This is a genomic window from Bacteroides sp. ZJ-18 (genome assembly GCF_011038705.2).
In the GTDB taxonomy this organism is placed as follows: domain Bacteria; phylum Bacteroidota; class Bacteroidia; order Bacteroidales; family Bacteroidaceae; genus Bacteroides; species Bacteroides hominis.
Genome location: NZ_CP072198.1, coordinates 3,931,573 through 3,956,763 on the forward strand (window position 1 = coordinate 3,931,573; position 25,191 = coordinate 3,956,763).

The 25,191-nt window shown below is 50.9% G+C and carries 24 protein-coding genes; 2 read left to right on the top strand and 22 right to left on the bottom strand.

What is annotated here, in order from left to right; all coding sequences use genetic code 11:
• Positions 1-95: 95 nt before the first annotated feature.
• The 14 genes from G7Y45_RS15930 to G7Y45_RS15995 all read right to left on the bottom strand — a co-directional run bounded on the left by G7Y45_RS15930 (position 96) and on the right by G7Y45_RS15995 (position 16,173).
• Complete coding sequence (locus G7Y45_RS15930; protein ID WP_241158989.1) at positions 96-2,564, bottom strand: DUF4906 domain-containing protein; 2,469 nt, start codon at positions 2,562-2,564, stop codon at positions 96-98.
• A gap of 33 nt (positions 2,565-2,597) precedes the next feature.
• A complete protein-coding gene (locus G7Y45_RS15935) occupies positions 2,598-3,761 on the bottom strand; it encodes a DUF4906 domain-containing protein (RefSeq protein ID WP_165015902.1) in 1,164 nt (387 codons plus the stop codon).
• Between the two features lie 54 nt (positions 3,762-3,815).
• Entirely contained in the window at positions 3,816-4,817 is a 1,002-nt protein-coding gene (locus tag G7Y45_RS15940; RefSeq protein WP_165015960.1) for a fimbrillin family protein, read from the bottom strand.
• Positions 4,818-4,933: 116 nt separating this feature from the next.
• Positions 4,934-5,950 carry a fimbrillin family protein gene (locus G7Y45_RS15945; protein WP_241158987.1) on the bottom strand — a complete coding sequence of 339 codons (1,017 nt, stop codon included), beginning with the start codon at positions 5,948-5,950 and terminating at the stop codon, positions 4,934-4,936.
• 13 nt (positions 5,951-5,963) lie between these two features.
• Positions 5,964-6,779 (bottom strand): fimbrillin family protein, encoded by an 816-nt coding sequence (locus tag G7Y45_RS15950; RefSeq protein WP_032535812.1) that lies wholly within the window; start codon positions 6,777-6,779, stop codon positions 5,964-5,966.
• Between the two features lie 68 nt (positions 6,780-6,847).
• Positions 6,848-7,753 (bottom strand): fimbrillin family protein, encoded by a 906-nt coding sequence (locus G7Y45_RS15955; protein ID WP_165015899.1) that lies wholly within the window; start codon positions 7,751-7,753, stop codon positions 6,848-6,850.
• A gap of 11 nt (positions 7,754-7,764) precedes the next feature.
• Positions 7,765-8,829 (bottom strand): fimbrillin family protein, encoded by a 1,065-nt coding sequence (locus G7Y45_RS15960; protein WP_165015896.1) that lies wholly within the window; start codon positions 8,827-8,829, stop codon positions 7,765-7,767.
• Between the two features lie 146 nt (positions 8,830-8,975).
• Positions 8,976-10,121 (bottom strand): fimbrillin family protein, encoded by a 1,146-nt coding sequence (locus tag G7Y45_RS15965; protein WP_165015893.1) that lies wholly within the window; start codon positions 10,119-10,121, stop codon positions 8,976-8,978.
• Positions 10,122-10,282: 161 nt separating this feature from the next.
• The gene (locus G7Y45_RS15970; RefSeq protein ID WP_165015890.1) at positions 10,283-11,251 is read right to left on the bottom strand and encodes a fimbrillin family protein; all 969 of its coding nucleotides are present in this window, start codon (positions 11,249-11,251) and stop codon (positions 10,283-10,285) included.
• A gap of 15 nt (positions 11,252-11,266) precedes the next feature.
• Positions 11,267-12,280: a fimbrillin family protein gene (locus G7Y45_RS15975; protein WP_165015887.1), complete on the bottom strand. Its 1,014-nt coding sequence runs from the start codon at positions 12,278-12,280 to the stop codon at positions 11,267-11,269.
• Positions 12,281-12,313: 33 nt separating this feature from the next.
• The gene (locus tag G7Y45_RS15980) at positions 12,314-13,270 is read right to left on the bottom strand and encodes a fimbrillin family protein (RefSeq protein ID WP_165015884.1); all 957 of its coding nucleotides are present in this window, start codon (positions 13,268-13,270) and stop codon (positions 12,314-12,316) included.
• Between the two features lie 35 nt (positions 13,271-13,305).
• Complete coding sequence (locus G7Y45_RS20060) at positions 13,306-14,451, bottom strand: DUF3575 domain-containing protein (protein ID WP_165015881.1); 1,146 nt, start codon at positions 14,449-14,451, stop codon at positions 13,306-13,308.
• A 24-nt stretch (positions 14,452-14,475) separates the two neighbouring features.
• A complete protein-coding gene (locus tag G7Y45_RS15990) occupies positions 14,476-14,868 on the bottom strand; it encodes a hypothetical protein (RefSeq protein ID WP_005806999.1) in 393 nt (130 codons plus the stop codon).
• Positions 14,869-15,228: 360 nt separating this feature from the next.
• The gene (locus tag G7Y45_RS15995; protein ID WP_005807001.1) at positions 15,229-16,173 is read right to left on the bottom strand and encodes a site-specific integrase; all 945 of its coding nucleotides are present in this window, start codon (positions 16,171-16,173) and stop codon (positions 15,229-15,231) included.
• A gap of 213 nt (positions 16,174-16,386) precedes the next feature.
• Between G7Y45_RS15995 and G7Y45_RS16000 the strand changes: the two genes are divergently transcribed.
• A complete protein-coding gene (locus G7Y45_RS16000; RefSeq protein WP_005780047.1) occupies positions 16,387-16,698 on the top strand; it encodes a DUF4248 domain-containing protein in 312 nt (103 codons plus the stop codon).
• Positions 16,699-17,195: 497 nt separating this feature from the next.
• Positions 17,196-17,816, top strand: a complete 621-nt coding sequence (locus G7Y45_RS16005) for a hypothetical protein (protein ID WP_005780050.1) — start codon at positions 17,196-17,198, stop codon at positions 17,814-17,816.
• 260 nt (positions 17,817-18,076) lie between these two features.
• Here G7Y45_RS16005 and G7Y45_RS16010 read toward each other — a convergent pair whose 3' ends face one another.
• The 8 genes from G7Y45_RS16010 to hisH all read right to left on the bottom strand — a co-directional run bounded on the left by G7Y45_RS16010 (position 18,077) and on the right by hisH (position 24,976).
• Positions 18,077-18,556, bottom strand: coding sequence for a ferritin (locus G7Y45_RS16010; protein ID WP_005807003.1), 480 nt, complete (start codon positions 18,554-18,556; stop codon positions 18,077-18,079).
• A 70-nt stretch (positions 18,557-18,626) separates the two neighbouring features.
• The gene (gene lysA / locus G7Y45_RS16015) at positions 18,627-19,790 is read right to left on the bottom strand and encodes a diaminopimelate decarboxylase (RefSeq protein ID WP_005780054.1); all 1,164 of its coding nucleotides are present in this window, start codon (positions 19,788-19,790) and stop codon (positions 18,627-18,629) included.
• 142 nt (positions 19,791-19,932) lie between these two features.
• On the bottom strand, positions 19,933-21,252 hold the full coding sequence (locus tag G7Y45_RS16020; RefSeq protein ID WP_005807007.1) for an aspartate kinase: 1,320 nt from the start codon (positions 21,250-21,252) through the stop codon (positions 19,933-19,935).
• Positions 21,253-21,283: 31 nt separating this feature from the next.
• Complete coding sequence (locus tag G7Y45_RS16025; protein ID WP_005780058.1) at positions 21,284-21,982, bottom strand: cell division ATP-binding protein FtsE; 699 nt, start codon at positions 21,980-21,982, stop codon at positions 21,284-21,286.
• Entirely contained in the window at positions 21,967-22,578 is a 612-nt protein-coding gene (gene hisIE, locus G7Y45_RS16030; RefSeq protein WP_005780060.1) for a bifunctional phosphoribosyl-AMP cyclohydrolase/phosphoribosyl-ATP diphosphatase HisIE, read from the bottom strand. The genes G7Y45_RS16025 and hisIE overlap by 16 nt, the downstream gene beginning before the upstream one ends.
• A gap of 177 nt (positions 22,579-22,755) precedes the next feature.
• The gene (gene hisF, locus G7Y45_RS16035; protein ID WP_005807011.1) at positions 22,756-23,508 is read right to left on the bottom strand and encodes an imidazole glycerol phosphate synthase subunit HisF; all 753 of its coding nucleotides are present in this window, start codon (positions 23,506-23,508) and stop codon (positions 22,756-22,758) included.
• Positions 23,509-23,626: 118 nt separating this feature from the next.
• Positions 23,627-24,346 (bottom strand): 1-(5-phosphoribosyl)-5-[(5-phosphoribosylamino)methylideneamino]imidazole-4-carboxamide isomerase, encoded by a 720-nt coding sequence (gene hisA / locus G7Y45_RS16040; protein WP_022011221.1) that lies wholly within the window; start codon positions 24,344-24,346, stop codon positions 23,627-23,629.
• Between the two features lie 39 nt (positions 24,347-24,385).
• Positions 24,386-24,976, bottom strand: coding sequence for an imidazole glycerol phosphate synthase subunit HisH (gene hisH / locus G7Y45_RS16045; protein WP_005780065.1), 591 nt, complete (start codon positions 24,974-24,976; stop codon positions 24,386-24,388).
• Positions 24,977-25,191: the final 215 nt, after the last annotated feature.

A 25,191-nucleotide genomic window follows, 5' to 3' on the forward strand; every position in this document is an offset into this window, starting at 1 on the left:
CCGTCCGGTCCTCACATCCACTCAACCCTCCCAGAAGGATCACTCCTCCCAAGAGCATTAACCATTTATTCTTCCAAGTCTGTTTCATATCATTATTATTCTTGTACACATCGAAACGGATAAGGTTCACCGAGAACTCCCCAACCATTAGCCGGAGTAGTCAATTCTCCTGCCGCTATTTTTGTATAATATATCCGGTAGTTATTGCCAGTCTTTGCTATCGTATTCGTTCCTTCGTATCCGGCGGCACTTCCATTAAATATCAAATTTCCATTGGCAAAAGACCGGTATGCCGTGACCGGGAACCAGGCTGTATTATCTTCCGTACGGGGAGAGGGCACACCACTTCCACCGGATACATTATACAGACGTCCACCCCGCTCGTGTGCACTACCATTTTGCACAAACGCTCCATTCGCATTAAACCAATACCCCTGCCCCGTGTTCCAGCCCTTGTACACTGTTTGATAGGGAGTCTTCCATCCTGCCGGACAAGGGTCATAAAGAGTTTTAGAGTTATTATACAAATACTGATACTCCGCGGTAGTTTCATTCAAACTATACCAAGAGCACCTGCTATTGTTCTGATCGCTGCCCGAACCTGTTATAATATGATCAGGATGCTCAATCACATATTGCAGCGTATTGCCATTTACTAATGTAATATTGGAATAAGCGACCTTTCCCAGTTTTACCCCTCGTCCTTCTCCGTCATAAATAACGTTGAGTTCATTCGCCGTTCCGTCTATCGACCCCAAGAACGGGTCCTTGCGCCCCCAATAGAACAGATAGCCTATCCGCTTTGCAAATTCCAGCAATGAAGCATTCTCACCGGGAAATCCTCCGGCAGTCGCGCACAGGTTCCGGTCCATAATAACTTTCCCGACATGCGCTCCTCCATCTTTGAAAGCATCAGTAGCATACTGATGTACACTCCCGTTCTGAGTCAACTGCTGTGCCTGGGCATAAGTGACAGAGGAAGTAATCCCCTGCGGTACATAATCGGTTATCCAAAGGTGCCAGCTCCATACAATCGTACTGCCGGAATAGGCAGCAATCAAGGCATTCCCCCCTTTGCTCACCGGCACTTTAACGTGGATACGGGCTTTTTGCAGATCACCTCCGTCGGTGATACGCGCCAGATTTGAATGATCGTCTCTACTGATGGCATACCCCATCACCAAATCGCCCGACGTAGCATCATCCTTGGTTTGCCAGATCAACTTAACATCCGTTATTTTTTTGTTATCGGCCAGCGTCGCACCATCCGTCAGATGTGTATTCCAACCACTCAACGGAACATTGTAACCATTCATCCCCGCTTCGTGCTTATACGGATTAAAACAGATATTCGTACCGGGCTTCATCATGAAGCAGTTGGAGGTCTCCACCAGGTTGGTGCTTAGCACCGGACTCTGATCTAACAGTTGGATGCGTCTGTCGGCCTGATAATTAGTCGATGTGATATGCACATCCCAGTTATAATCCTTATTCTCGTAAAGGTTGAAGTCCGTTGACTCCCGTCCGCCCAAATAAGCACGGTAGTAGAGGCGCTCCTTCTTCACCTCGTTGTCCACCACTAACTCCATGTACGAAGCGGCGGTAGGCGCATTCTCTTTCGTACGATAATAGGCAGAGGTAGCCTTGGCCGAAGTGCCCCGCACATTGGCGGGTATCCATACGGTTTTCTCTCCCCCCGCCAGATCAGCGGCATTCGTCAGGCGATAATAATCGACATACTCCACCATTTCGTCCGGATAGGTTTTCCCCCACTTCGTGTCTGTCTTCGCAGGAAGCAGACGGAAGGCAGCCGGCACCTGGCAGAGTTTTACCTCTTTCAGCACATACCCCTTTTGGGTGAGGTTTTTATCACCCACCGTCCAGGTCACTTTCAGCCTGGCAGCCAGCCGTTTGAGCAGCAAGCGGGTATCATAGTTGCCATCCGGACTCTGAAGTTTGCCGTCGGCCGTCACGTTGACGTGAGGCAGATGAAGTATATAGGGCATTTTGTTGATATCGGCTTGCGTAAGTCCGCCGGCCGGAATGGTATGTTTGAAGAGTGTAGTATCCATCATCTGTTTCTGCACATTGGCAAGGTTACCGCTAATGGCAGGTGTCGTATTCCCTTGCCCGCGGACTATCACCACCAACTGGCAATCCGTGGCTTGCTGCAAGGTGAGGGAAGTGGGAGCGGTAGAGAAATTCGCTCCGATTGGGACCGTCTCCTTATATTGTACGCTTCCCATCAGATTACCGCTCTGGTTATACTGCATCAGGTGGAACTGGTAAAGCGCGTCCGGACGGGTGACTTCCCCGGTCCGGGTCTTCGCCGCAGGCAGCAGGCGTGCGCTGAACGCTCCGCCCTCTCCATCCTCTCCGGCACGCGTATCGGCGGGCACCGAAAGCGCGTATCCATCCTCCTCGTCGGCAAAACCGAAAGAAAGAGAAACTTCTACCGGATTTCCTTCACCGGCTGCCGGAACAGACTCACTGAACCGCTCCTCACAAGACGTCAACCCCATCAACAGGGCCGTTACCGTGAGCATACATCCTAACCTATTCATACAACTGCTGTATTTCATCTTACCTCCTTCGTATTATCTAAAATTCACTTCATTCGGGATGATTTCCACTTCATCGAACATGATCACGTTACCATCCGTGATGGTCACCCTTACGTCCGCACTATTGGCTCCGCTGATGTTGACGGTCAAATCATACAGATAGCCCCGCTGGATATTATAATCATTCATTAAGTTACCTCCCAAATAAATACGGTATTTCATGCCGATTGCATCCGTTGCACCAGGATAAGTATAAGTTCCCTCCAAATCCAGATACGTGCATCCCGTCAACGCTCCACCGTCTCCCGGTCCTTTTCCTGTCAGGTTCTTTTCAGCGAAACTCCCCCCTGTACCTGTACCCCGAAGATTCTCAGCCATGTGGAAACTGCGGGTTGTGTTCACCGGAAAAACACTTGTGCCATCCGTAGATTTAATTTCCACAACTGAACCGCTAACCGACGACAGACCGGGATACCGAGCTGTCAATGCTCCACCCCCACGTGCATAAAGCGCACTCTTCTCAGGCAAGTTATATACTTTTAAAGCAGTGATTGCCGCCTTTGCACCATAGTTTGCTCCCTCCGTTGAAGTTATATCGGACGAAAGCCTCCATGTCACGTTTACCTTGGCGAATGCACGAAGCAACGGAGCTACCACCACCAGTTTACCCTCGGCACTGGCCGATGTCAACGGGCCGGAAGACAGCAAAGTAGGATTGCTACTCTGAAAATCAACAGTGACCGCTTTCAGTTTCGATTCTTTTTCAATTTCGCTGCCATCTGCAACCGTCTGTTCCGTAAACAAATCGGAACCGGCATTGGCTATCACGTAAAACCGGCTTGCCGCTGTCGAGAAGTCCGAAGTAGCAACTTCAATAGTCATGTTATCCTTCGGAATGCTCAGCTTTGAATTATCAAAATACTGGGCTTTCAGAAATGTTCCATCCACCAGCTGCGTTCCGCCGTCACCAGTCGTACTGTATTGCACTACCCATACATTATCAATCATCACCTCGTTCAGCGTTCCTCCTCCCCGTGTGTTCACCTCCAACACTCCCGGCAAACTCAACCGGAAGACCATGTTTCGCGATCCGGCGGAAGTCTCTTCCTCAGTGCAGCCTCCCATCGACGACAATAGAACCAATGCCATTGCCACTTGTCCCCAGAGATTCCTGAATCCTATTTTTACTCCATCCATATTGCTATTATAACTTTGTCTGTTTCTTCAAAACGATGATCCGGAAAAGCGTATCTATCCCTTTCCCAAATCATCGGTATTCAGCGTAATTGTATTATATTCTTTCACGGCCAGCGTCAGATCGGTTGGTTTCAGAATACCATAAAACGTTAACGTAAAGTCGAACTGATAAGTCATTCCCGGCAACAGCACTTTCTGTATCTCGGCAGGGAACGAACTGACATAAGGGGTATCCGTATAATAATCCACTGTCAGATCTACATCGAACTTTATCAACGTCGAACCATCAACGGGAAGCACTACCTCTTTGCTGCTCTCACGCCATGCAGTCGGATTTCCACCAGCCGGTTCCTGAAACGATTCAAAAGCGAATGAAGATTCATAACCGGAAGCTGTCCCCCATGCCGGTTGTCCCAGCGTATAAGCCAGCGAAGGCGGCAGTCCTGTTATGGTCACCCTATTGGCTTTCAATTTTTCCACACGTACCGGCGAGCCGTCTTTGGCTCTTACCCTCACCTGCACCTGTGCCCCCATTCTCTTAAACGGATTGGGCAGCGTCACGCTCATGTGGCTCTCTCCCATCTGGTTGGGTTGTACCACGATCCCTTTCAGCGTAGTATACATAAAGTCTTTGCCGTTCCCGACCGGAATCGTACCGTCCGTCTTTAGTTCCGGTACTTCGGTCGAGGAGTTATACGACACCAGATAAAGATCGTACGTCCCGCGATATAAATAGAGTTCACCCGTGGCCACTCCATTCTTCACCGTATAGGTCTTACCGTCCAGCGGTTGGGTCTTTGTTGTGGAAGCATTGGCCGGAAAAGCGTAAACCTGGAATGTCTTTCCGTCCGCCATATCCGCCGGATCACCGTCCACACGCGTCGACGCCTCTCCTGCCACCAAGCGGCAGAGCCGGAAACTGAGTGCCACCGGCTCTCCTTCATCTCCGCCGGAACCGGACGCCCCGGGCATGTCATCCCCCGAACACCCAGACAGCCCAAGACTCCCCAAGCAGCAAAGGCCACAACCTATCCAATATTTCAGTCTCTTATTCATCATCGTTCTATTTTTGTCACCACAGATTACACAGACTTCTCACGGATTAATAATTTATCCTGGTTGATATTGAAGAGTAAATAATCTGTGTTAATCCGTGTAATCTGTGGTGAAACTTAAATTCCAATACTCGTGTTCTGGTTCGCGTCACTCTTCCAGTCATCTATCTTCACCGAACTCAAGCTGCCCCCCATCTTGTCCACCGTAATCTGATAGACGTAGTGGTAACCGGCTTTCCATTCAGCACTTACCGATTTCGTCTCAAACGCATGGGCGTTTTCTGCCGACTCACCATTGATGCGAACCTTCAGGCGGAACGAAAGCACAGTTTCCTTTCCCGTCATCGGGGCTGTCAGGCAGCTCACATTCGGTGTAGCCTGCTGCTCTTTCAGCACGACCGGCCTTGCCGCATCGGCAAGCGTCAACAGGGAGGTGGACGACAGGCCATTGAGGACACCGGTCTTCAGGTTCATTGTACCCGTACCCGACTGCAAACGGCTGGTTCCGCTCTGTATCTCTATCTGCACCAACTCCAGCTTATCTTTATTCGCCGAAGCCGACTTCACAATCCGGAAGCTGACCTTTGCCAAAGCGTGCTTCATCCTGAAGCTGACCGCCCGGGCACCCGAAGTGGCCGTGACCGGTGCCAGCCCCGAAGCGGGAGATACTCCATAGAGATAGTCCGGCTGATCCGTCGCCAGAAAATCGGTGGCACCGGCGGTAGTCATCACCGATACGGGTACAGTGTGGTTGCCGTCAGCCTGATGGGTCACTCCCGCCACCGGAGGATGACAGGCATACAGAAGGGCATTGGCGGTAATCACCGGAGCAGGGTCCGCGCTCCAGGAGTTGTTCTGCAGCCGATACTCCGAAAACGGATTGCTGCCATAAGCCACGTGAGCCTCAGTAGTGGCATATACACTGATCGCCTCGACGGTGGTGACGGCCGCACGGGTGGCGGCACTTCCCTCTCCGGTTTCCACTTCCACCCCGGTCAGCCGCAAAGGGCCGCCCGCAGGCAACGGATCGTCCGCCCCGCACGAGGTGAATAAGGCTGCGAGTAGCAGTACGGCTCCCATCGTGCCCTTATGGGCTTTCCTATTCTTCATCGGTCTATATTCTTTCTGTTTCATCTCTCTTCTTTTCTCAGGTTGCGCTTCCCACATTTTCTTCCGCCACATCGCTGAAAGGCGCCACGGTGACACCCGTCAGAATCAGTTCGTTGGTGGCGGTGAAGTTATATTGGTAGTTATATCCCGCCTGTAGCGTAAACGGTGACGTGTCGGTATAAGTCTTTTGCGCCTCCGTCGTCGTTTTCAGCCTAATGGTGAACTGCCGCGAGCCGGGACAGACTATCGCCACATAGGTATGGCGAACGGAAGCCGTCGTGCTTCCCGAGGCGCAATACGGGGTTATGGTTTCCGAGGCACCTGTATCGGTACGAATCCCCGTCCCGGACAGAGAGGCGCTCTCAGGTGTCTGCGACGACTGATAAGTCACCACCACAGTCACCTTCGCCGCTGCCGGCGCAAAGGTGAAGCTGCATTTATTTCCGTTCAATACTCCTGCCGCCGTCAACCGGTTGCTTTTCCAGAAATTGGTTGGCGTGCTTTGATCGGCAAGGATACCGCTGAATTCCTCCGGAAAGGAAGCCGCAAAAGACTCTGATCCGGTAGTGGTCAGCGCTGTTTGTCCGTCGGCCAGCCCCCAGCCACCCTCCGCTTTGCGCTGATAGAGTGCACTTTCGGCAGCACCACCGGATTTCGATATTTTTATCCGGTCGCCGGTGACGAACGTCCGTTTGTCATAGTCAGTCGCGTGCGTGTCCCCGGCACGGGTCTCTCCTTGTCCTATTTCCGCCGATACTTCCAACGGAACAGGCAACGGATCCCCTTGGGCGCACGCCGCCAGAGCCAGCGCAATCCATACTCCTCCTATCCAATTCGTTCTCTTACCGTTCATTATTCATCATTTAATTTACCACAGAGTGACACAAGGTCACACAGAGGTTATTCGTTCATAATTCATTGTTACGTGAGACTTCCCGTATGCGACTCTCCGTTCTCCCATCCTTTGATCTCTTCTCCTACGGGCATCAGGATGTTGTTTTGCAACGTAAGGGTGTAACTGTAATGGCTGCCCGCCTTCCGCTCGCAAGTCAGGCTGGCGGTATAGCTCACTCCGTTGTAGTCGGTCACCGTAACGGTAACCTTCTTCTGCTCCGGCGTAGGTGATTCGGCTGTCAGCGGTGACAGGATGCCGTGCCAGGTGTATTTCGTCTCGTCCGGACGATACAGGTAGATATCTTCGTCAGCGGTTCCGCCGCTATAAAGCCCTTGACCTTGCACGGTCATATATGCGAAGGGTTGTGTCAACGCATTCTTACCCTCAAATGTCAATGTCAACTTGGTGTTGCGGTGCACAAAGGCATTCTCGCCTCCCGTGAAGGAGAGCACCCCGGTTGCACCGGAAGTCACCCCGGCACTGGTACGGAGCAAGTTACTGTTGCGGTAGTTCTCACCGTCCACACCTCCCGTTTTGTTTCGTTGATCGGCATAAATGCCGGAGTAATCGGCGGGATACATAGCCTGATAGGTAGCTCCCGACTCAAAAAGCAATTCCGAGCCCGCTGCCGAAGGGGTCCACTCTCCTGTGGCGGAAAGCGTATAATCCACCGGAGCAGACGAACTTCCGCCGCGAGTACGGGTGATACGGATGCGGTCGGCAGTAACGAAAGTGCTGCGGTCGTAACCATTGTCGGCGGCAACGGCACGGGTGGGCGCCATCGTCCGCGCCGCATCCGGCACACCTATTTCGGCGGTCACCGTCAGCGGAGTTCCCTCCGGTACGGAGGGCAACGCCGTGTCGTCGGCACATCCGGCCAGCACCGGCAGCAGACACACGATATAGAATTGAATTGCTTTCATACACATCATTTAAAAAATTATCATCCTATCGGCTCCATATCCTGGTCCACCGGAATCTCAGCATTCCAAGGCAGAATGGCCGCGTCCTGCAAGGTCAGTCCCCGCTTACCCAGCGTCAACGTATATATGTATTGGTTTCCCCGATCCCATGCCTGATTGAAGACATCGGTCGTAAGGGTCAGTTCACGTTCGGTGGCGGTGTTACCCAAACCGGCTTCGCCCAGCCGCAAAGTCAAAGTGACCCGTGCAGACGATGCTGCCGCCGTTTTCGGCGCCACCAGTCCATAGGCCACGGTAACAGCTCCGGTGGTTCCTATCTTCTGCGGGTTTGCCGAAGGGGTGAAGGTTAGCTTACCACTTGCAGACAATCCGGATAGCGTCCCATCCGATAAAGCCATCGCGCCCGAAGTGCCCGTAAGAAAAGGTGTAGCGCCTCCCTCGGCGGTCAGGTGAACGCTTTTTACATAGTCATACACCGCATCCGCAGGCCGGTCAGTCGCATTCTGGATGCGAAACACCAGTTGTGCCAACGCATGTTGCAAGTAAATGGCAGGAGTGGCACTTTGGCTGTTGGCAGTGATGGGCTCAGCCGATCCCTGAGTGGAAGTGGCGGAACCGTACAGATAGTCATGGACGGAACAACCGTAGTCATTGGCTCCGTCAAAGGTCTGCCCCTCAGGCAGAGTTACCGGAAGTGTGGGCAGAGTGGTTCCGCTACCGGCCGTCAACGTCACGGTGGCAGGCGACCAGGCATGGAGCCTTGCCGTCCGGAGACTGACATAGGTAGGCGGGGTGCTGCTCCAACTGTTGCCGGAACCTTTGGTAAAGGTGGCTCCCGTGGCACTGCTACCGGGATAGAGACTACCATCCGGAGCTGCGAGGTAGATGCCGATGCTATTGATCCGGTCTGCACCCGTACCGATGCCATTGACAAGGGTACGGCTGGAGACGAGGGTAGCACCGGCATGAATACCGGGACGCAAGGGGACGCGGTCTCCGTCGGTGGCGGAAGAGTCTTCGCCGGAACAGGCACCGAAAAACAGGGCTACGCTCCAAAGGAGTAAAAAGGTAAATGGTCGGGTCATCTATTATTTGGTTTAATTCACCACAGAGGGACACTGAGTTTCACAGAGTTTTACTGTTCTAAACTGTTCATCATTGATCATTGATCGCTGGTCGTTCATTGTTGATCGTTCCGTCCTCTGTGGTGAATGTATTTCATAACTATTGTTTATTGTATATCTAAAGAACCTCCGGGTGTTTCATTCCACTTAGTTACGGTCACGTTAGTGATAGAGAGTTCTTTACCACTGAGCTTGACGGTGTAGAGGTAATTGTTTCCGGCTGTCCAGGCATTCGTCGCAGCATTACCGAGACTGACCGCATAATCCTGATTGTCAATCTTAAGGGTGACCTCTACATTCGTTTTGTCCTGCGTCGATTCGGGCAGCACCAAGATACTTACTTTTTTCGAAGCGTTCTGGGCTGTGGTTCTGGCAGCGTCAGTGTCAGCCGAGGCTTTCTGCAAAGTATAATTCGAGATACCTCGTGTATAGGTCACTGCCGCAGGACTGCTTCCCGGGGTTATCGCACCGTCCGAGATCTTCATTGTAGGATTGGTACCACCACTATTTAGTATAGTGCCGCTTTTGTTAGCAAGCACCAACTTGGTTAACGCACCGGTATTCTTATAAGTATGATCCGCATATACCCGGAAACTGACCATGGCAAGGGCATGCTTCATGGAGAGAGTGACTTTTCCGTCTTTACCGGATACACCTTTTTTATAACTGGCTTTCGGAGTACTTGTTTGGTCGGCATACATATAGTCCACTTCTCCGGGAGCTGTGACAATCGCATCTCCGGTAGCATTATCAGCAGCGGTGATCTTTGAATTTTCATTAGACTCTGTCCCCGGAAATACGGAGATATTCACGGTAGAATTAGCAGTCACCTGCCCGCTTCCGTTCACCTTCAAAGCTTCACCGGATGTCGCAAGCACCCCGCCTGTCCCCGGTTTATAGGCCGGATAATGCGCATAAATGTTCGCCTCTTCTGCCGAGAGATAAATCTTATCCGTACCGCTATTACTCCAACTGCCACCACTATAGGCATAGAGCCCGTAATTATTCGTCGCATTGTTGGTCGTCGCGTTGCTTGCGTATACCGCGATGCTTCCCATCGCAGCTCCGTCCGTAGCCGCATCTGTGCCTTGTATCGCGCTGCGTGTCAGTGCCACCTGCGGTGACACCTGCAATTCTACTCTTTCCTCTTCGTCCGGCCCTTCTTCGGGCAATGCGCTCTCACCGCACCCTACGGCAAGAAGCATTGCCGGAAGAGCAAGCAGCCAATGAACTTTCATATTATGGTTCATCATGTTTCGTTTTTCCTTTAATATATAATTCGTTTTTCTTTTGAGTTCACCACGGAGGACACAGAGGACACAGAGTTTTTTTTAGTCTTTCTATCTATTACCTCTTGAATAAATCCCCTCTGTGTACTCTGCGTACTCTGTGGTGAAATTACTCTGTGGTGAAATTATTCCGCCTCCAGGTCACCGTCCACCGTCACCGTAGTCCACGGTTGCACGGTCACGGAGGTAATTCCTAATTCATGGTCACCGATGGTCAGCGTCACGGTATGGGACATGCCTGCCTGCAACAGATTCTCTCCGGCGGCGTAGTTCACCGTTAAACCGCTGAACGTGCCTATGGAAGTTTCTACAGTCAGTGTATAGGTGTCGCTCGCCTGTAAAGGGGGCACCTGTATCGTTCCTATTTCCACGGGAACGGTGCCGGTCACCTCGGTTCCCGGTCCGGCAAGGCTCAGTGAGAGTCCGGCGGGATGTTCCTCCGTAGCGCTGAACACCGGCACTCCCGTAGCCAACGTCAAGTCCGCGCAAGGCAGCGCCCCGTTCACCGTAATCCGGCGGATGCTTACAGCCACTCCGTCCGTCAGGCCCTTGCAGGCTTTGAAGCAGAGCTGTGTGAGCAGATGGCTGAACTCCAGCGGACGGTCCGCCTTCAAGCGGTTGCCGGCAAAGCGCTCACCTTCCCACTTGTTGCCACGAAGCTCGGCGGCATAAAGCAGGTCGGTCTGTCCCGTAAGCACGAAAGACGCCACGCCGCTTACCGGAACGGCCGCCGGAGCGAAAGCGGTCAGGTAGAGCCAGTCGCCCGAAGGGGGGAATACAGGCCCGGCTTCCGCCGCCGCTTTCCACTCCATAGCGCCGTCAGTCTTGACCGTGGCGTCCCAAGCGCCTTCGTATGCCTCCGATAAAGAAGCGTAGTCACCCTTCACAGTAGAAAGTGCCACCGTAGCTTCGAACTCCTGTTCCGGCAGATTGCCGGCAGCGGCATCCCTCGACAGCGCTCCGTCCCGGGCACAGAGCTGCACCGGGACCCTCTCTTCCGTCAAGAGAGAGTCGCCGGCGGCCGTACAGCCGGAAACCCATGCGCCCAGCAGGGCGAAGAGGCCTATCTGTGTAAAAGAGTGTTTCGTCAACATGGGCAACAGAGAGATTTATTCTAATGTCGCGCTGCCGTCAGCACCGGCCTTCCATGGAGTCACGGTAGCGGTAGCCGTCACTTTGGTAGCATTCGCACCCTTCGGCTCTTTCACTGTCAAGGTGATCAGGTGGGCTTCGCCTTTCACTGTAGCCAGATCGTCTCCGCCCGCAGCCTTAACGGGCACATTGTGGAAAGGAATGTCTGTGCCACCTACATTGATAATGGCGCAAACCGTCAGTTTAGCCGCAGGACGGATCATGACCGGTGTACCCACTTTCACGGCTTCCGCCGACAACACATTGTTAGAAATGCCCGGGACAGGAAGAGTACCGCTATTGATATTATCCCACGTCACATCGCCATTGGTGGCGTTCACCATGGTAGGACGATAAGCCTCCTGCACCTCAATGCTTTTCAGGCTGACCGTTTTACCTGCCCACTCTCCTTTGCTCTCGGCAATCGGTTCCAGTTTCATCGCAAAATTAAGCTGAGTGGTGAGGTGCTCAAAAACCAGGGCGGCTGTTTGCGATGCCCCGCTGTTGCCGGCCGCTACTTCCTTCGCATACATCACGTCCTGCTGTCCGTCTGTCTGAAGGATCTTTACTGTAGTCGCACTCACCTCGCCTGCGGGAGAGACTGCCGTCAGGAAAGAATTCTCACTCGTATTTGACGCATGATAGTAAAGAGTAGGGTTCAGCCCTAAATCGGCGGCAGAACCGCCTACCGTGAAAGTGGTGTTCGACACAGTGGCGCGTGCATTCAGCGCTCCGTCATCGCCAACCTCGTTCTTGGTGACCGGAGTAAAACCCGACCAATTTCCCGATGTTCCGTCGTGCATCAGCACGGTAGCTGTCACCTCGGCTCCTTCGGTAGCCACAGCACGGCTGGTGGCCAGGCCCTGTACGCTCTGCGACACCCGGATAGGAGTTGCGTTCACCGGACTCTCGGGCAGACTGTCCGTGTCATTGCTTGAGCAGCCCGCCAATAGGAATGCCATGGCCGCTACACTTAATTTCGTTTTCATCATTTTTTTTTAAGTTTATAGTTAATAATATAGTTGTTATTTTAAGGATTCACCGTTTACCTTGCTCCCATCCAGTTCGCCGCTTCCCGGTTTCCCCGCCTGCCACTCTCCTACTGTGGCCACGGCGCTTATCTCTGCAGGATCGGGTGCTGAAGGTGAGGGTAACTCCACCTTCACCGTATACGAGATGCCTCCCTCGCCTGCCCCGCCTCCTTCGAAACGGATGGGAAGTTCCCGGTAGACCCGGTCGTGCGTACGGTCATCGTCCACGGCCAGCGTCAGGTCGAGGGTGAACGTAGCCGAAGGTTGCACCAATACATAGCCCGGAAGAGAAAGTTTGCCATCGGTAAACCCTAATCCGTCCCCTCCTTCCTCAACGGTATAGATGGGCACCGAAACCGTTTCATCCGCAGCGGTAAGCAGTTCCGTAGCAAGCGAAAGGCTGACCTCGCCCGCCAGACCATTGAGGTGGAGCTCACGGATGCGAAACCCTTCGGTGTTTTCCGCCTCGATGGTGAGGGCAAAACTGAGCCGGGTCAGCAGATGGCGGTACATCAGCGATTGTTCTTCCGCCGGACCGAAAGGTGACGACAGCGAACCGGACTGTTCCCCGGTCAGCATCAGGTCTTCTTCGCCCGTGAGCCGGTAAGTCAGGCTGCCGTCCGCCTCCAGGGGAGCCGGGGGATAATATCCCCTCAGAAAGAGCGCCGAACCGTCAGCGGGATAATAGCGTTCGGGGGTGAGGCGGATTTCGTTGTCCGTAGCCACCCCGTCCCAAGCACCGTCGTACTCTCCCGTGCGGCTTCCATAGGCAATGCCCACAGAAGTTTCGCCAAAGGTGCTGACCAACGCACGGGTGCGGATGCCTGTGTAAAGCCGGATGGGGACAGGCTCTACCTCGGGACGCGGCTCAAGGGTGCGCTCGGTGCAGGAGCAGAAGCAGAAGCCAATAAGAGCGACCACTTTTATCATATATTTCGGCTTGAATATCATATTCCCAATTTTCTTGTTTTAGTTCACCACTATTATTAAAACCTATATCCCACGCCCACGTTGATCCCCGTCAGCCCCCAACGAACGGACGAGGCATCGTGATGATAGTATGCATGGGGCGGCTCGTTGTCATAGGCCTTCGCCGAGGCATTACGATAGCCTCCACGCACTCCGGCTTCTATCCCCCAATGGCGTGACAGGGGCAGATAGACACCGAAAGAAAGTCCGGTATGCCAGTAGCATCCCGTGCGGCTGGCACCTGTAGCGCCCGCATCTCCCGAAGGTGAAGGCTGATAGTCGAAGTCGCCCAGTTGCCCGTAAACTCCCAGATAGAACCGGCGGTAACGCCCGTCTCCCCTAAGCCACAGGCGGGGTTCGAGGCTAATGCCCGAAACACCCCAGAAACGGTGCTCCTTCCCCCCTTTCCAACCGGAATATGCCGCCGAGGCCACCACTGACCAACGACGGGCAAAGCACAGTTCGGCAGCCAGGTTGGGACGGAAAGCCGCCAAACGGCCCTCCGGCGTCAGACCCGCCCAGTCGGACAGATTGGTTTTCAGGGAGAAGATGACCCGCGAGGGCCCGACCTGCGCAGGGTATGCGTGCTCCGCCGCGAGCGGGCGGGACTGTTCGTGAAGAGCGGGTACCGGGCACGTTCCGCCCTCCGGCAACGAAGGAGCCCGTGCGGGCAAAAGCGGATAACGGGAGGCATACCCGGCATAGCGGGAACGGCTCAGGGTATCGGCCGCCAACGGTTCGCGCAGGCATACCACCACCACATCGCGCTCCTCGTCGGGACACGGCACGGCATGGTTGTGTGTCACAAACCAGGCTTCTTTCATCCCCTTGCGGGTGATAAGTTCGGATTTCACACGGCTGCTGCGTACATAACCCAGCCGGAGATTATCGCGCACACTGCTCCCCGACGTACAGTAACCGTCTACGTAGATGCGCATCTTTCCATCCACGATGGAGGAACGGAAAGCGGTGACTGCCGCAAAAAGCCGTTTCAGTTCGTGGTCGTTGCCACGATAGTCGGCATACAGCACATCACGCCCCTGTACAAAACGGAATGTATGCAGCGAATCGCACCGCCGGGCAGGGCAAACGCCGCCCCCTTGTCCCAAGGCAGGGGCGGAAAGCAGAAAGACATATAGGAGCAGAAGTAAAATCCGGTTCATGGCAGACAATCTCTAAAAATCAAATTACAAACACAATTCCGTCAAATGAATCTCACCGAAGATGCTGCGCATCATCTGGTTGACCACACCCATACGGGAAGCGACTACCCCATAGCGTCCGTAGACACGCTGTTCGTCCACGTCGGGAGAAACCGGGTGTACACCCTCGTTCAGTATCAGCAAAAGGGATAAAAGGTTGACAGACTCCAAAGGCTTACAGAGTTCGTACGACTCCGGCTTATCCGGAGCCTCCCGACAGACACAACGAACCAAGCCTCCGCCTTCTAATTGAAGCAGAAGTACGGAAGCATCTTCAAAAATACAGTCAGCAGGATGGTAAGGACAGCCGCAGGATGTGTCCCGATAATAGATATAACGCAAAAGCCTGATGGCTTCCTGAGTAATTGCTGTAAGCATATTTTCTTGTTTTGTTGTGTGATGGCCGTTACTTTGTAGGTAACGGCACATGACAGACCGAAGTGTCAGCGGGCGTCTTACTCTCTAAACATCAGAAATAAAAACATTTATACGTTTAGCAACCGGCATAAAATGTCAATATCGCATTTAAACATTTAAATGTGAAAGCCACTCACATGCGGTTTTTCTTCATAAAAAGATAAAAAGGCAGGTAAAAAAGACAGTATGGAAGATTATTTGGAGATTTAAACGAAATTATTTACGGTTTTATTTGGATATTTGCTTTGTTTTGTTCACTTTTGTGCAATTATATTCGTGCCGTTACCTACAAATTAACGGCTGATTATCAGCCAGATACTACTACACAGCAGCATTCATCTGTCCCATGGTGTACTTTATGATTCCTTCGTTGACACGGTTCAGCTCTTCCTCTTCAAAAGGTTTCAGGTACGTCTCCGTCACTTTAACGGACGAGTGCCCCATAGCATTGGCAATCAAGCCTATCGGTACTTTTTGACGGAAGGCGGTTGTTGCCCATGTATGGCGGATGGTATACGAACTGATGCGGACACCCAGCCCCAACACCTTGGAAAGCCTGTCCAGGCGATGGTTGAACTTGCGGAGTTCCCGTTGATACGTTTTATATCCCGCCTCGCTCCCCCATTCGCAAGTCCCCAGGATGGGGAAAAGATAGTCCGATCCCTCCTGAGGGTTTGCATCGAGATCGATCAGAGCCTGCGTCTCCGCCGAAACAAGGGCAGTCAGCGCACGCCCCGTCTTCTTACGCTTGTACGTCAGCCGCTTCTTGGGCTGCAAGCCCTCGGCAGGCAGATAGGCATAGTCGGCAAAAGACATCCCACGGAAACGATACATCAGGCTGGCGCGTACGCATGCCGTACGAAGCGACTTGGGAAGTGCGGAAAGGTCGGCATTGAGTATCCTGCTCATGACATCGGGTTCGATGGCACGCTTGATACCGGCACGCGTACCGGTGCCAACGTCGCTGAACAGCATAGGGTCATAGTCCTCTACTATCTTCTCGCGAACTGCCCTGCGATAAGCGGCTTTGAGCATACGGAGGTAGGTGGAAACCGTATTCTCCCTCTTACCCGCTCCCCTCAAATGATTTTCGTACCGTTTCAGACATTCGGGCGTGAGCACACCGAACGGAACAGCCTTATTTCCGCAAAAAGCGGAGAACGACTTCATGGCACAATCGTACACGTGGGCAGTGCCGTAACGCCCGCCCGACTTCATCTTTTTGACCAGAGAAGCCAAATAAAATGTTAAACTTTGTTTTTTCATATTTTATCAATTTAATTACAAATAACACCTCTCGCGCGTTCCGGTTCATTGCGGGCGCACGCGATGAAACATCAGGACAAATGACCAAATGCCCGATAAACAGAGGGATCGGGGGAAAAAGAACTATTCAAAAAATTCATATATCTTTGCGCCCCAAAATGTAAATTAACTGCTTTTCGGCAGAAATTATAAACATTTAAATGATTTAAAAACATGAACAATCAACACCCAAACTGGCTACTCGAAGGATTCCATCCGATATCCACCGTAGCCGTCGCTTATTTTCCGGACTTACAGGCCAACAGTTCAGCAATCCGCCGCTTCCGCAGCGAAATACAGAAGCACCCCCGACTTGCCCGGGAACTGGCGGAAGCGGAATACCACCCGCACACCCTGATGCTTTCTCCCAGACAAATCAGTATCATCATCCGGCATTGGGGCATGCCGGACGAAGCAGGATTATTGATCACCCGAAACCCGGAATTGAGGGAGACTCTGCTCAATCGTGACCGGAAATTCGACTGATATATTCATATATCTTTTTTTGTTAGTATTTATTATATGGCCCACCTGATATTTTTGAAGGGTGACAAGACACCGCATAAACATCTGTGAACCAAACAATAAGAGGCAGAGAAAAGGTGGCTCCGGCACTGGCCCACCTATGGAGGACGAAACGGGGAGGAAACGGAGCCTCAAACGCAGGCAAACAGAGCCTCCGTCACAGGCCGACAGAGGCTCTGCCGGAGAGAAACGGAGCCTCTGTAGCCACCCTCCCCAGCCTATCCCCCCGAAAAACAAACAGGAAGCAACAGAGAATGACTTGTTCCAACCAATCAGAACCCGTTTTTTGGAGAGAGGGCGAAGGGAGGGTACTTTTGCGGAGAGTTCACCACAGAGTAGCACAGAGCGACACAGAGTTTTTGTTTCTTTTTGATAACCGGTACACTTGAAAAAATATTTTCTCTATGTTACTCTGTGGTGAGAAATCAGATTAGAAATCCATTAAAAACAAAACTGCCATGAAAACACCAACTGTCGAAATGCTGAAAAAAGGCTATATCGTCATCCCAAAATCTCTGTTAGAAAACTATTTCGCCACTCACGGACAAACAGAGGGGCGATTCGAAGCCCTGATACGGGTATTGATGAACGTCAACTACTCGGATACGGAGTGCGACTCGTGCGGACAGCACTTCATCTGCCACCGCGGAGAATCACCTCACAGCCTGCTCCACTGGGCGAGCCTGCTGGGCTGGAAACGCACGCAAACCCGGCACTTCTTCAATGCAATGATCAAAGAAGGCATCATCGAGCGGCTACCCTCTCCCAACGGAATGATGCGGATACGAGTCAACAACTACGACTTATGGACGGGGAAGCTGAAAGCGTATGAAACGGGAAACAGTTCGTCGGACCGGAGTTTCCACCTCTTCTGGGAAAAGTATCACGAGATGACGCAAACAGCCAAAGTAAACATCGGACGTGCAAGGCGCGAATGGAAAAAGCTGAGCGAACCCGAACGACAGGCAGCCATCGAAAGCGTGGAGGAATACTATTGTCACTTGAATGACACACGGTTCTGCAAACAAGCAGCGATGTATCTGGCGGATAAAGCGTTTCTGAATGAATATGAAATGTAAGGTATACGCGCGCGTACATTATATATAAGCGAATCAGGGTTCACCACAGATCTCACAGATTAACACAGATTTAAATTTAAAAGGGGAACACCGAAAAATAGAACCGGAACTATGAGAGAAATCAATCGCTCACCACAGAGTACACGGAATACACAGAGTTTTAATGCTAATGAACGGAGTTCACCACAGATTACACGGATTAACACAGATTTATCTATTTCTCAATCTGTGTTAATCTGTGCAATCTGTGGTGAACAACCTTATCGCTGACCGAGCTGAGAGTCGATAAAGAAAATACCGGAATCACCGGCTCTCTTAATCTTATCGATAATGCCCTGTGCAGTAGCTTCTTCTTCTACCTGTTCGCGAACGAATCCCCAAAGGAAATCCTGAGTCGCTTTATCTTTTTCGGCTGCGGCCATGTCGACCAATGCATCCACTAATTTCGATACATGGCGTTCGTGCTCAAAGACGTGTTCAAACACTTCGAGGGGAGTACCCCAACCGGTAGGAACAACATCTACCTTATCTACTTTGGCCGTACCGCCACGTTTAATAATATATTCGGCCATGGCATAAGCATGCCCCATCTCTTCTTGAGATTGCTTCTTCATCCAATGTGCAAAACCGCTAAAACCTTCTCTTTCAAAATAGAAAGACATAGACAAATACAGATTAGAAGACCACATCTCGGCTGTAATCTGTTCGTTAATTGCATTCTGTAATTTCTCTGAAATCATAATCGTATTCATTTTAAGTTATTAAAATCACTACAAAAATAACAATTTTAAAAGATAGATTGTTCGGAGATTACACTAATTCCTCCGAAGTATAGCCCTTCGGTAATTCACGGCAGTTATAGCCGGAAGCCATAATCTCGCCATAAGCACCGGCGGAGCGAAGGGCAATCAAGTCGCCACGCTTCACCTTATTCAGATCGACGGCTTTGCCAAAAACGTCGGACGACTCACAGATGGGACCTACCACGTCGTAGGTTTCAACTGTCGTATCCTCGGAAGTCAGGTTCTCCATCTTGTGATGGGCCTGATAGAGTGCCGGACGAATCAGGTCGGTCATACCGGCATCGAGAATGGCGAACTGCTTGTTGGTGCCTTGCTTGACATAAAGCACCTTGGAGATCAGCGAACCGCATTGTCCCGTGATGGCACGCCCCAGTTCGAAATGTAAAGTCTGGTGCGGACGAAGTTTCAGATGTTCATCGTACGTACGGAAGTAGTCGGCAAAGTCCGGAATGGCCTGACGATTGGGGTGATCGTAATCAATGCCCAGTCCACCGCCTACGTTGATATGTTCCACGAGGATGTGACGGGCTTCGAGCTTATCCTGCAACTCGTTGACACGGTTGCAAAGCGCAATGAAATCCCCCATATCGAGAATCTGCGAACCGATGTGGAAATGAAGACCGATAAACTTCACGTTCTTCATGCCCAAAGCCACGTCGATCACCTTATCCATATCGTGCATGCTGATGCCGAATTTGTTTTCGGCCAGCCCGGTAGTGATATTGGCATGGGTATGCGCACCGACATTGGGGTTGATGCGGAAAGCAACGTTGGCTACTTTGCCCTTGGCAGCGGCCAGTTCGTTGATGACTTCCAATTCAGGAACCGACTCGACGTTGAAACAGAAAATATCGTAATCGAGTCCCAGGTTGATCTCCCAATCAGCTTTGCCTACACCGGCAAAGACGATCTTCCCGGCAGGAAAACCGGCTTTGATGGCAGCACGGATTTCACCTCCGCTGACACAGTCGGCACCCAGTCCGCTTTCGCGGATGATGGTCAGTACCTTGGAATTGGCATTGGCCTTGACGGCATAGTGTACACTGAAGTTGTCGTAACGTGCCACCTCACGGTTGACGCACGCCAGCGTGTCGCGAAGCACCTTTGTATCATAATAATAAAAAGGGGTCTGCAACTCGCGGAATTTATGAATGGGAAATACAGTTTTCATGTTGAAAAGTGACTAATGAGGTTTAAGTTGGAATCACCACAGATTACACGGATTTTCACAGATTAATAATTTATCTCGTCGATATTTTAAGATTAAAAGTTCTGTGTTAATCTGTGCAATCTGTGGTGAACCTAATTCATTTCTATTTGCCGTTGAACAGCATATCGCTGAGCGACTGCAAAGCAACCTTCTTGTCGCACTCACGAATCAGGAAGGAAATATTATAGTTGCTACCGCCAAACGAAATCATACGCACGGGAATGTCGCGCATAGCATCGAGCGCTTTGGCTTCGAAACCTACGTTCTCCCACTCCAGGTCGCCTACGACGCAGATGATACACATGTCTTTGTCGACTGTAACGGTACCGTATTTCTTCAGGTCGTCCAGGATTTCGTTGAGGTGCTTGGTATTGTCGACAGATACGGAAACTCCTACCTCCGACGTACAGATCATATCGATGGAAGTCTGGTAGCTCTCGAAGATCTCGAACACCTTGCGGAGGAAACCGTGAGCAAGCAGCATACGGCTCGACTTGATCTTGATAGCAGTAATATTGTCCTTGGCAGCTACTGCTTTGATCTTACCTTTTTCCGTATCGTTGGAGATCAGTGTGCCCGGCGCAAGAGGGTCCATGGTGTTCAGCAGGCGGACCGGAATGTTGGCATATTTGGCAGGCTGAATACAGGTGGGGTGCAGAATCTTGGCACCGAAGTAGGCCAACTCGGCAGCTTCTTCAAAATGCAGCTGGCGCACCGGTGCTGTTTTGTCGACAATGCGCGGGTCATTGTTGTGCATACCGTCGATATCGGTCCAGATCTGGATTTCGGAAGCACGGATAGCGGCACCGATCAGTGAAGCGGTATAGTCGCTTCCACCACGCTGCAAGTTGTCAATCTCGCCATAAGCATTGCGGCAGATGAAGCCTTGGGTGATGTAAATTTCAGCATCCGGATAGAGTTCCAGTTGTGCTTGAAGTTTATCTTTAATATAGATAGGATCGGGTTCCGCATTCTTATCTGTACGCATATACTCCAAAGCCGGAAGCAATACGGATTTCACGCCACACTCCTGCAAGTAGTAGTTGACCATAGCGGTAGAGATCAGCTCGCCCTGTGCCAGCACCACTTTCTCTTCGAACAGGGTGAAGAGGTCTTTGGTGTACGAACGGATATAGTCGAAATGAGATTTTATGATCTCCAACCCTTTCTGTTTATACTCCTCAGTAGCGTAAAGCTCGTCAACATGCTGTTTATATTTAGCCTCCAGCTTATTGATAATCTCGTTGGCACCTTCCGGATTCTTCTTGTACAGATAGTCGGAAATCTCCACCAATGTGTTTGTTGTGCCCGACATAGCCGAGAGGACAACAATCTTTCTTTCACCATCGGTAATCAATTTGGCCACTTCCTTCATCCGCTGTGCAGAGCCTACGGAAGTTCCTCCAAACTTTAAAACTTTCATTTTCGTTACTGTGTTAAAATTAGTATGTATATTAATTATTTTCTCTTTTCACAAATTCGTCCGTCACATTGACAATGCGGTGTTCGGCACACCGGTATACCTGTCCGGGATATTCGGTAACCAACTGGAGATTATGGGTGGTCATCACTACCAATGATCCCGCCTGACAGATGTTGTGCAGCAGTTCGACAATGGCCTTTCCAGTCTCCACATCGAGGTTCCCGGTAGGCTCGTCCGCTAAGATAATCTCCGGCGAGTTGAGCACGGCACGCGCTATCACGATGCGTTGCTGCTCGCCACCCGAAAGTTCATTAGGCAGTTTATAGCCCTTATTCTCCATCCCGACAAGGTTGAGCACCTCAGCGATGCGCTCCCTGATCTCTTGTTTATTCTTCCACCCGGTAGCGCGAAGCACGAATTCAAGGTTGTCGTTCACTGTACGGTCGGTGAGGAGTTGAAAATCCTGAAAGACAATGCCCAGCTTGCGCCGCAACTGCGGAATGTGCTTGCGTTTGATGGATGTCATCCGGTAACCAAGCACTTCGGCTTCGCCGGAAGCCACATCAAGCTCACCATAGAAGGTCTTGAGCAGACTGGTCTTGCCGGAGCCTACTTTACCCACCAGGTAAACGAACTCACCTTTGTGCAGTTGCAGATTGACATCGCTCAGCACACAGAGTTCCTGCTGATGTATCTCTACGTCGGTATAGTGAATCAGTGTTTCGTCCATGAGTCGCTATGTCTTATCTGCAATTCGCGTGCCAGATCTTCGATGCGGTATCCTTTGGAAGTCAACAATACAATCAGGTGATAGATCAGATCGGAACCTTCGTAGATCAGACGGTCGTCTGTGCCGTTGGTGGCTTCGATCACGGTTTCTACCGCCTCTTCACCTACCTTCTGGGCAATCTTGTTGATACCGGACTCGAACAGGCTGGTGGTATAGGACTTCTCGGGCATCTCTTCGTGACGTCTGTCAATGAAATCCTGCAGCAACTTGAGGAACATGACAGGTTCTTCGTTCTTCTCTCCCCAACAAGTATCAGTTCCGGTATGGCATACCGGACCGACCGGATTTACCTGAATCAGCAGAGTGTCTTTGTCACAATCTTCTTTGATAGACACGACATTCAGGAAGTTACCGCTCTCTTCGCCTTTAGTCCACAAACGGTTCTTGGTACGGCTGAAAAAGGTTACTTTCCCGGTTTCAACAGTTTTCTCGTAAGCCTCCTTGTTCATGAAGCCAAGCATCAGCACCTTGCGGGTGTCGTTGTCTTGTATGATAGCCGGAACGAGTCCGTTCATTTTATCAAAATCTAAATCCATGGTTCTTATGTTTTCGGGTTCACCACAGATTACACGGATTTTCACTGATTAATCTTTGATCTCTCTGATTATCTACGATTAAAAGTTCTGTGTTAATCTGTGTAATCTGTGGTGAACTCTTATTTAATTCATTTCTATATCGTCTTTTATCTTCAGGCTAAGATTTGCTTACGCTTTCTACCTGACGGTAATTCCCTGGCCGCAAAGATACGATTTTAATTCGGGAATTTTAATTTCTCCGAAGTGAAAAACACTGGCTGCCAGTGCGGCATCTGCTTTACCAAGTGTAAAAGCATCGCGGAAGTGCTCCATCCGGCCTGCTCCGCCCGATGCGATAACGGGTATGGAGAGTTGGGAAGCCAGCTCCGCCAGGGCTTCATTGGCGTATCCGGTCTTCACTCCATCGTGGTTCATACTGGTAAACAGCACTTCACCGGCTCCGCGCTCCTGAGCTTCTTTGGTCCACGTCATCAGTTCTTTGTCAGTCTCGATACGCCCACCGTTGAGATAACATTTCCATCCGTTTCCGGTCTGTCTGGCATCTACAGCAAGCACACATACCTGTGACCCGAAATGCTTGGCAATATCGTCTATCAGCTGCGGATTGCGAATGGCGGAAGAGTTAATGGAAATTTTGTCGGCACCGGCATTGAGCAGGCGGTCTACGTCACTCAGTTCGTTGATCCCTCCCCCAACGGTAAAAGGAATACTGATATTGGCAGCAATCCGCCGGACCAGTTCGGCAAAAGTCTTACGCCCTTCATGACTGGCGGTAATATCAAGAAACACCAGTTCGTCGGCTCCCTGCTCGCTATAGGCACGCCCCAATTCTACCGGATCACCGGCCTGGCGGAGGTTTACGAAATTCGTCCCTTTCACGGTCTGCCCGTCTTTGATATCGAGACAAGGTATAATTCTTTTTGCTAACACGATTCTATATTTACGATTTTACGTTTGATTAATGGTTGACCACAAAATTACACAGAACTCCAAAGAGCGCAACGATTAGAGAAAACAGAACTCTGTAAAACCCCGCATTACCCTGTGGTTAAATAAATGCCTGAAGCTCTTTAAGAGTGATACGCCCCTCGTAAAGAGCCTTGCCGAAAATGACGGCAGGCACCCCGGCTTCGTGCAACGCTTCAATATCGGCCACACTACTCACTCCACCACTGGCTATCAGGTAAAGGGTGGGATGCTCTGTCAGTATCTCCTTATATAGTTCGAGGGAAGGTCCGGCCAGCATACCGTCACAACTGATGTCGGTACAGATCACCTTTTCAACGCCCTTTTTCGTATAATCTTTTAGAAAAGGGAAAAGTTCACAGTCACTTTCGTCCTTCCAACCGTTGACAGCTATCTTATGATCTTTGACATCGGCGCCCAGAATGATTTTTTCACTACCGTAACGGTCTATCCAACGACAAAACACATCAGGGTTCCTGACGGCTATACTGCCGCCGGTAACCATCTGCGCCCCGTTCTCAAAAGCGATTATCAGGTCTTCGTCGCTCTTCAGCCCACCGCCGAAATCGATAATCAGCGAAGTGCGGCTGGCTATCAGGTCGAGTGTCCGGTAGTTGACCACATGATGTGAAGCAGCACCATCCAGATCCACAACGTGCAGACGCCGGATGCCGTTGGCCTCAAACTCCTTGGCAACCTCCACCGGGTTTTCATTATATACCTTTTTGCTATCATAATCTCCCTGGGAAAGGCGTACACACTTCCCGTCGATAATATCAATGGCCGGAATTAATTCTATCATCTGTCTGTTCTCAATTAACGGTTTAAACTTCCGGGGGAATCAGAGCTCCAGGAAATTCTTTATAATTCTCTCACCCGCCACCCCACTTTTTTCGGGATGAAACTGGGTGGCATAGAAGTTATCTTTATGCAAAGCGGCACTGAAAGGGTGGATATAATCGGTCTCGGCAGCCGTAAACTCACTGACGGGTACATAATAACTATGTACGAAATAAACAAATTCATCACGGGTGAATCCTTTGAACAAGTCACTCTTCAACTGACCGATGGTATTCCATCCCATGTGGGGTACCTTATCCTCGTGTTTCCGGGGCACAAAACGTTTCACGTCGGTATCGAAAATCCCAAGGCAACCGACGTTCCCCTCTTCGGAGAAACGACACATCAGCTGCATGCCCAGACAAATGCCCAATACCGGCTGGCGGAGTTCTTTAATGAAACGGTCCATACCACTCTCTTTGAGATGAAGCATAGTAGTCTCAGCCTCCCCCACCCCGGGAAAGATCACTTTATCAGCGGCTTTCAACACCTCTTTGTCAGAGGTAATCACCGCTTCCACTCCCAGGCGTTTCAATGCATAGTCCACAGAACGGATGTTACCTGCATTATATTTGATAACTGCTACTTTCATTTTAATGTACTACATTTAGTCCGCAAAAATAACGAATTATTGCAAAACCACGAAAAATCGGAGCAAGAAGTTTGAATTAAAAGATAGATTTATAACAGATAGAAAGATTTTCGGCATATAAAACGAATAAGTATTATCCGAAAGGGAAAACAGAAGGAAAACAGGAGACCAATTACACTATTATTTTTTCACACTTTTTTTTCAAACTAAATGGC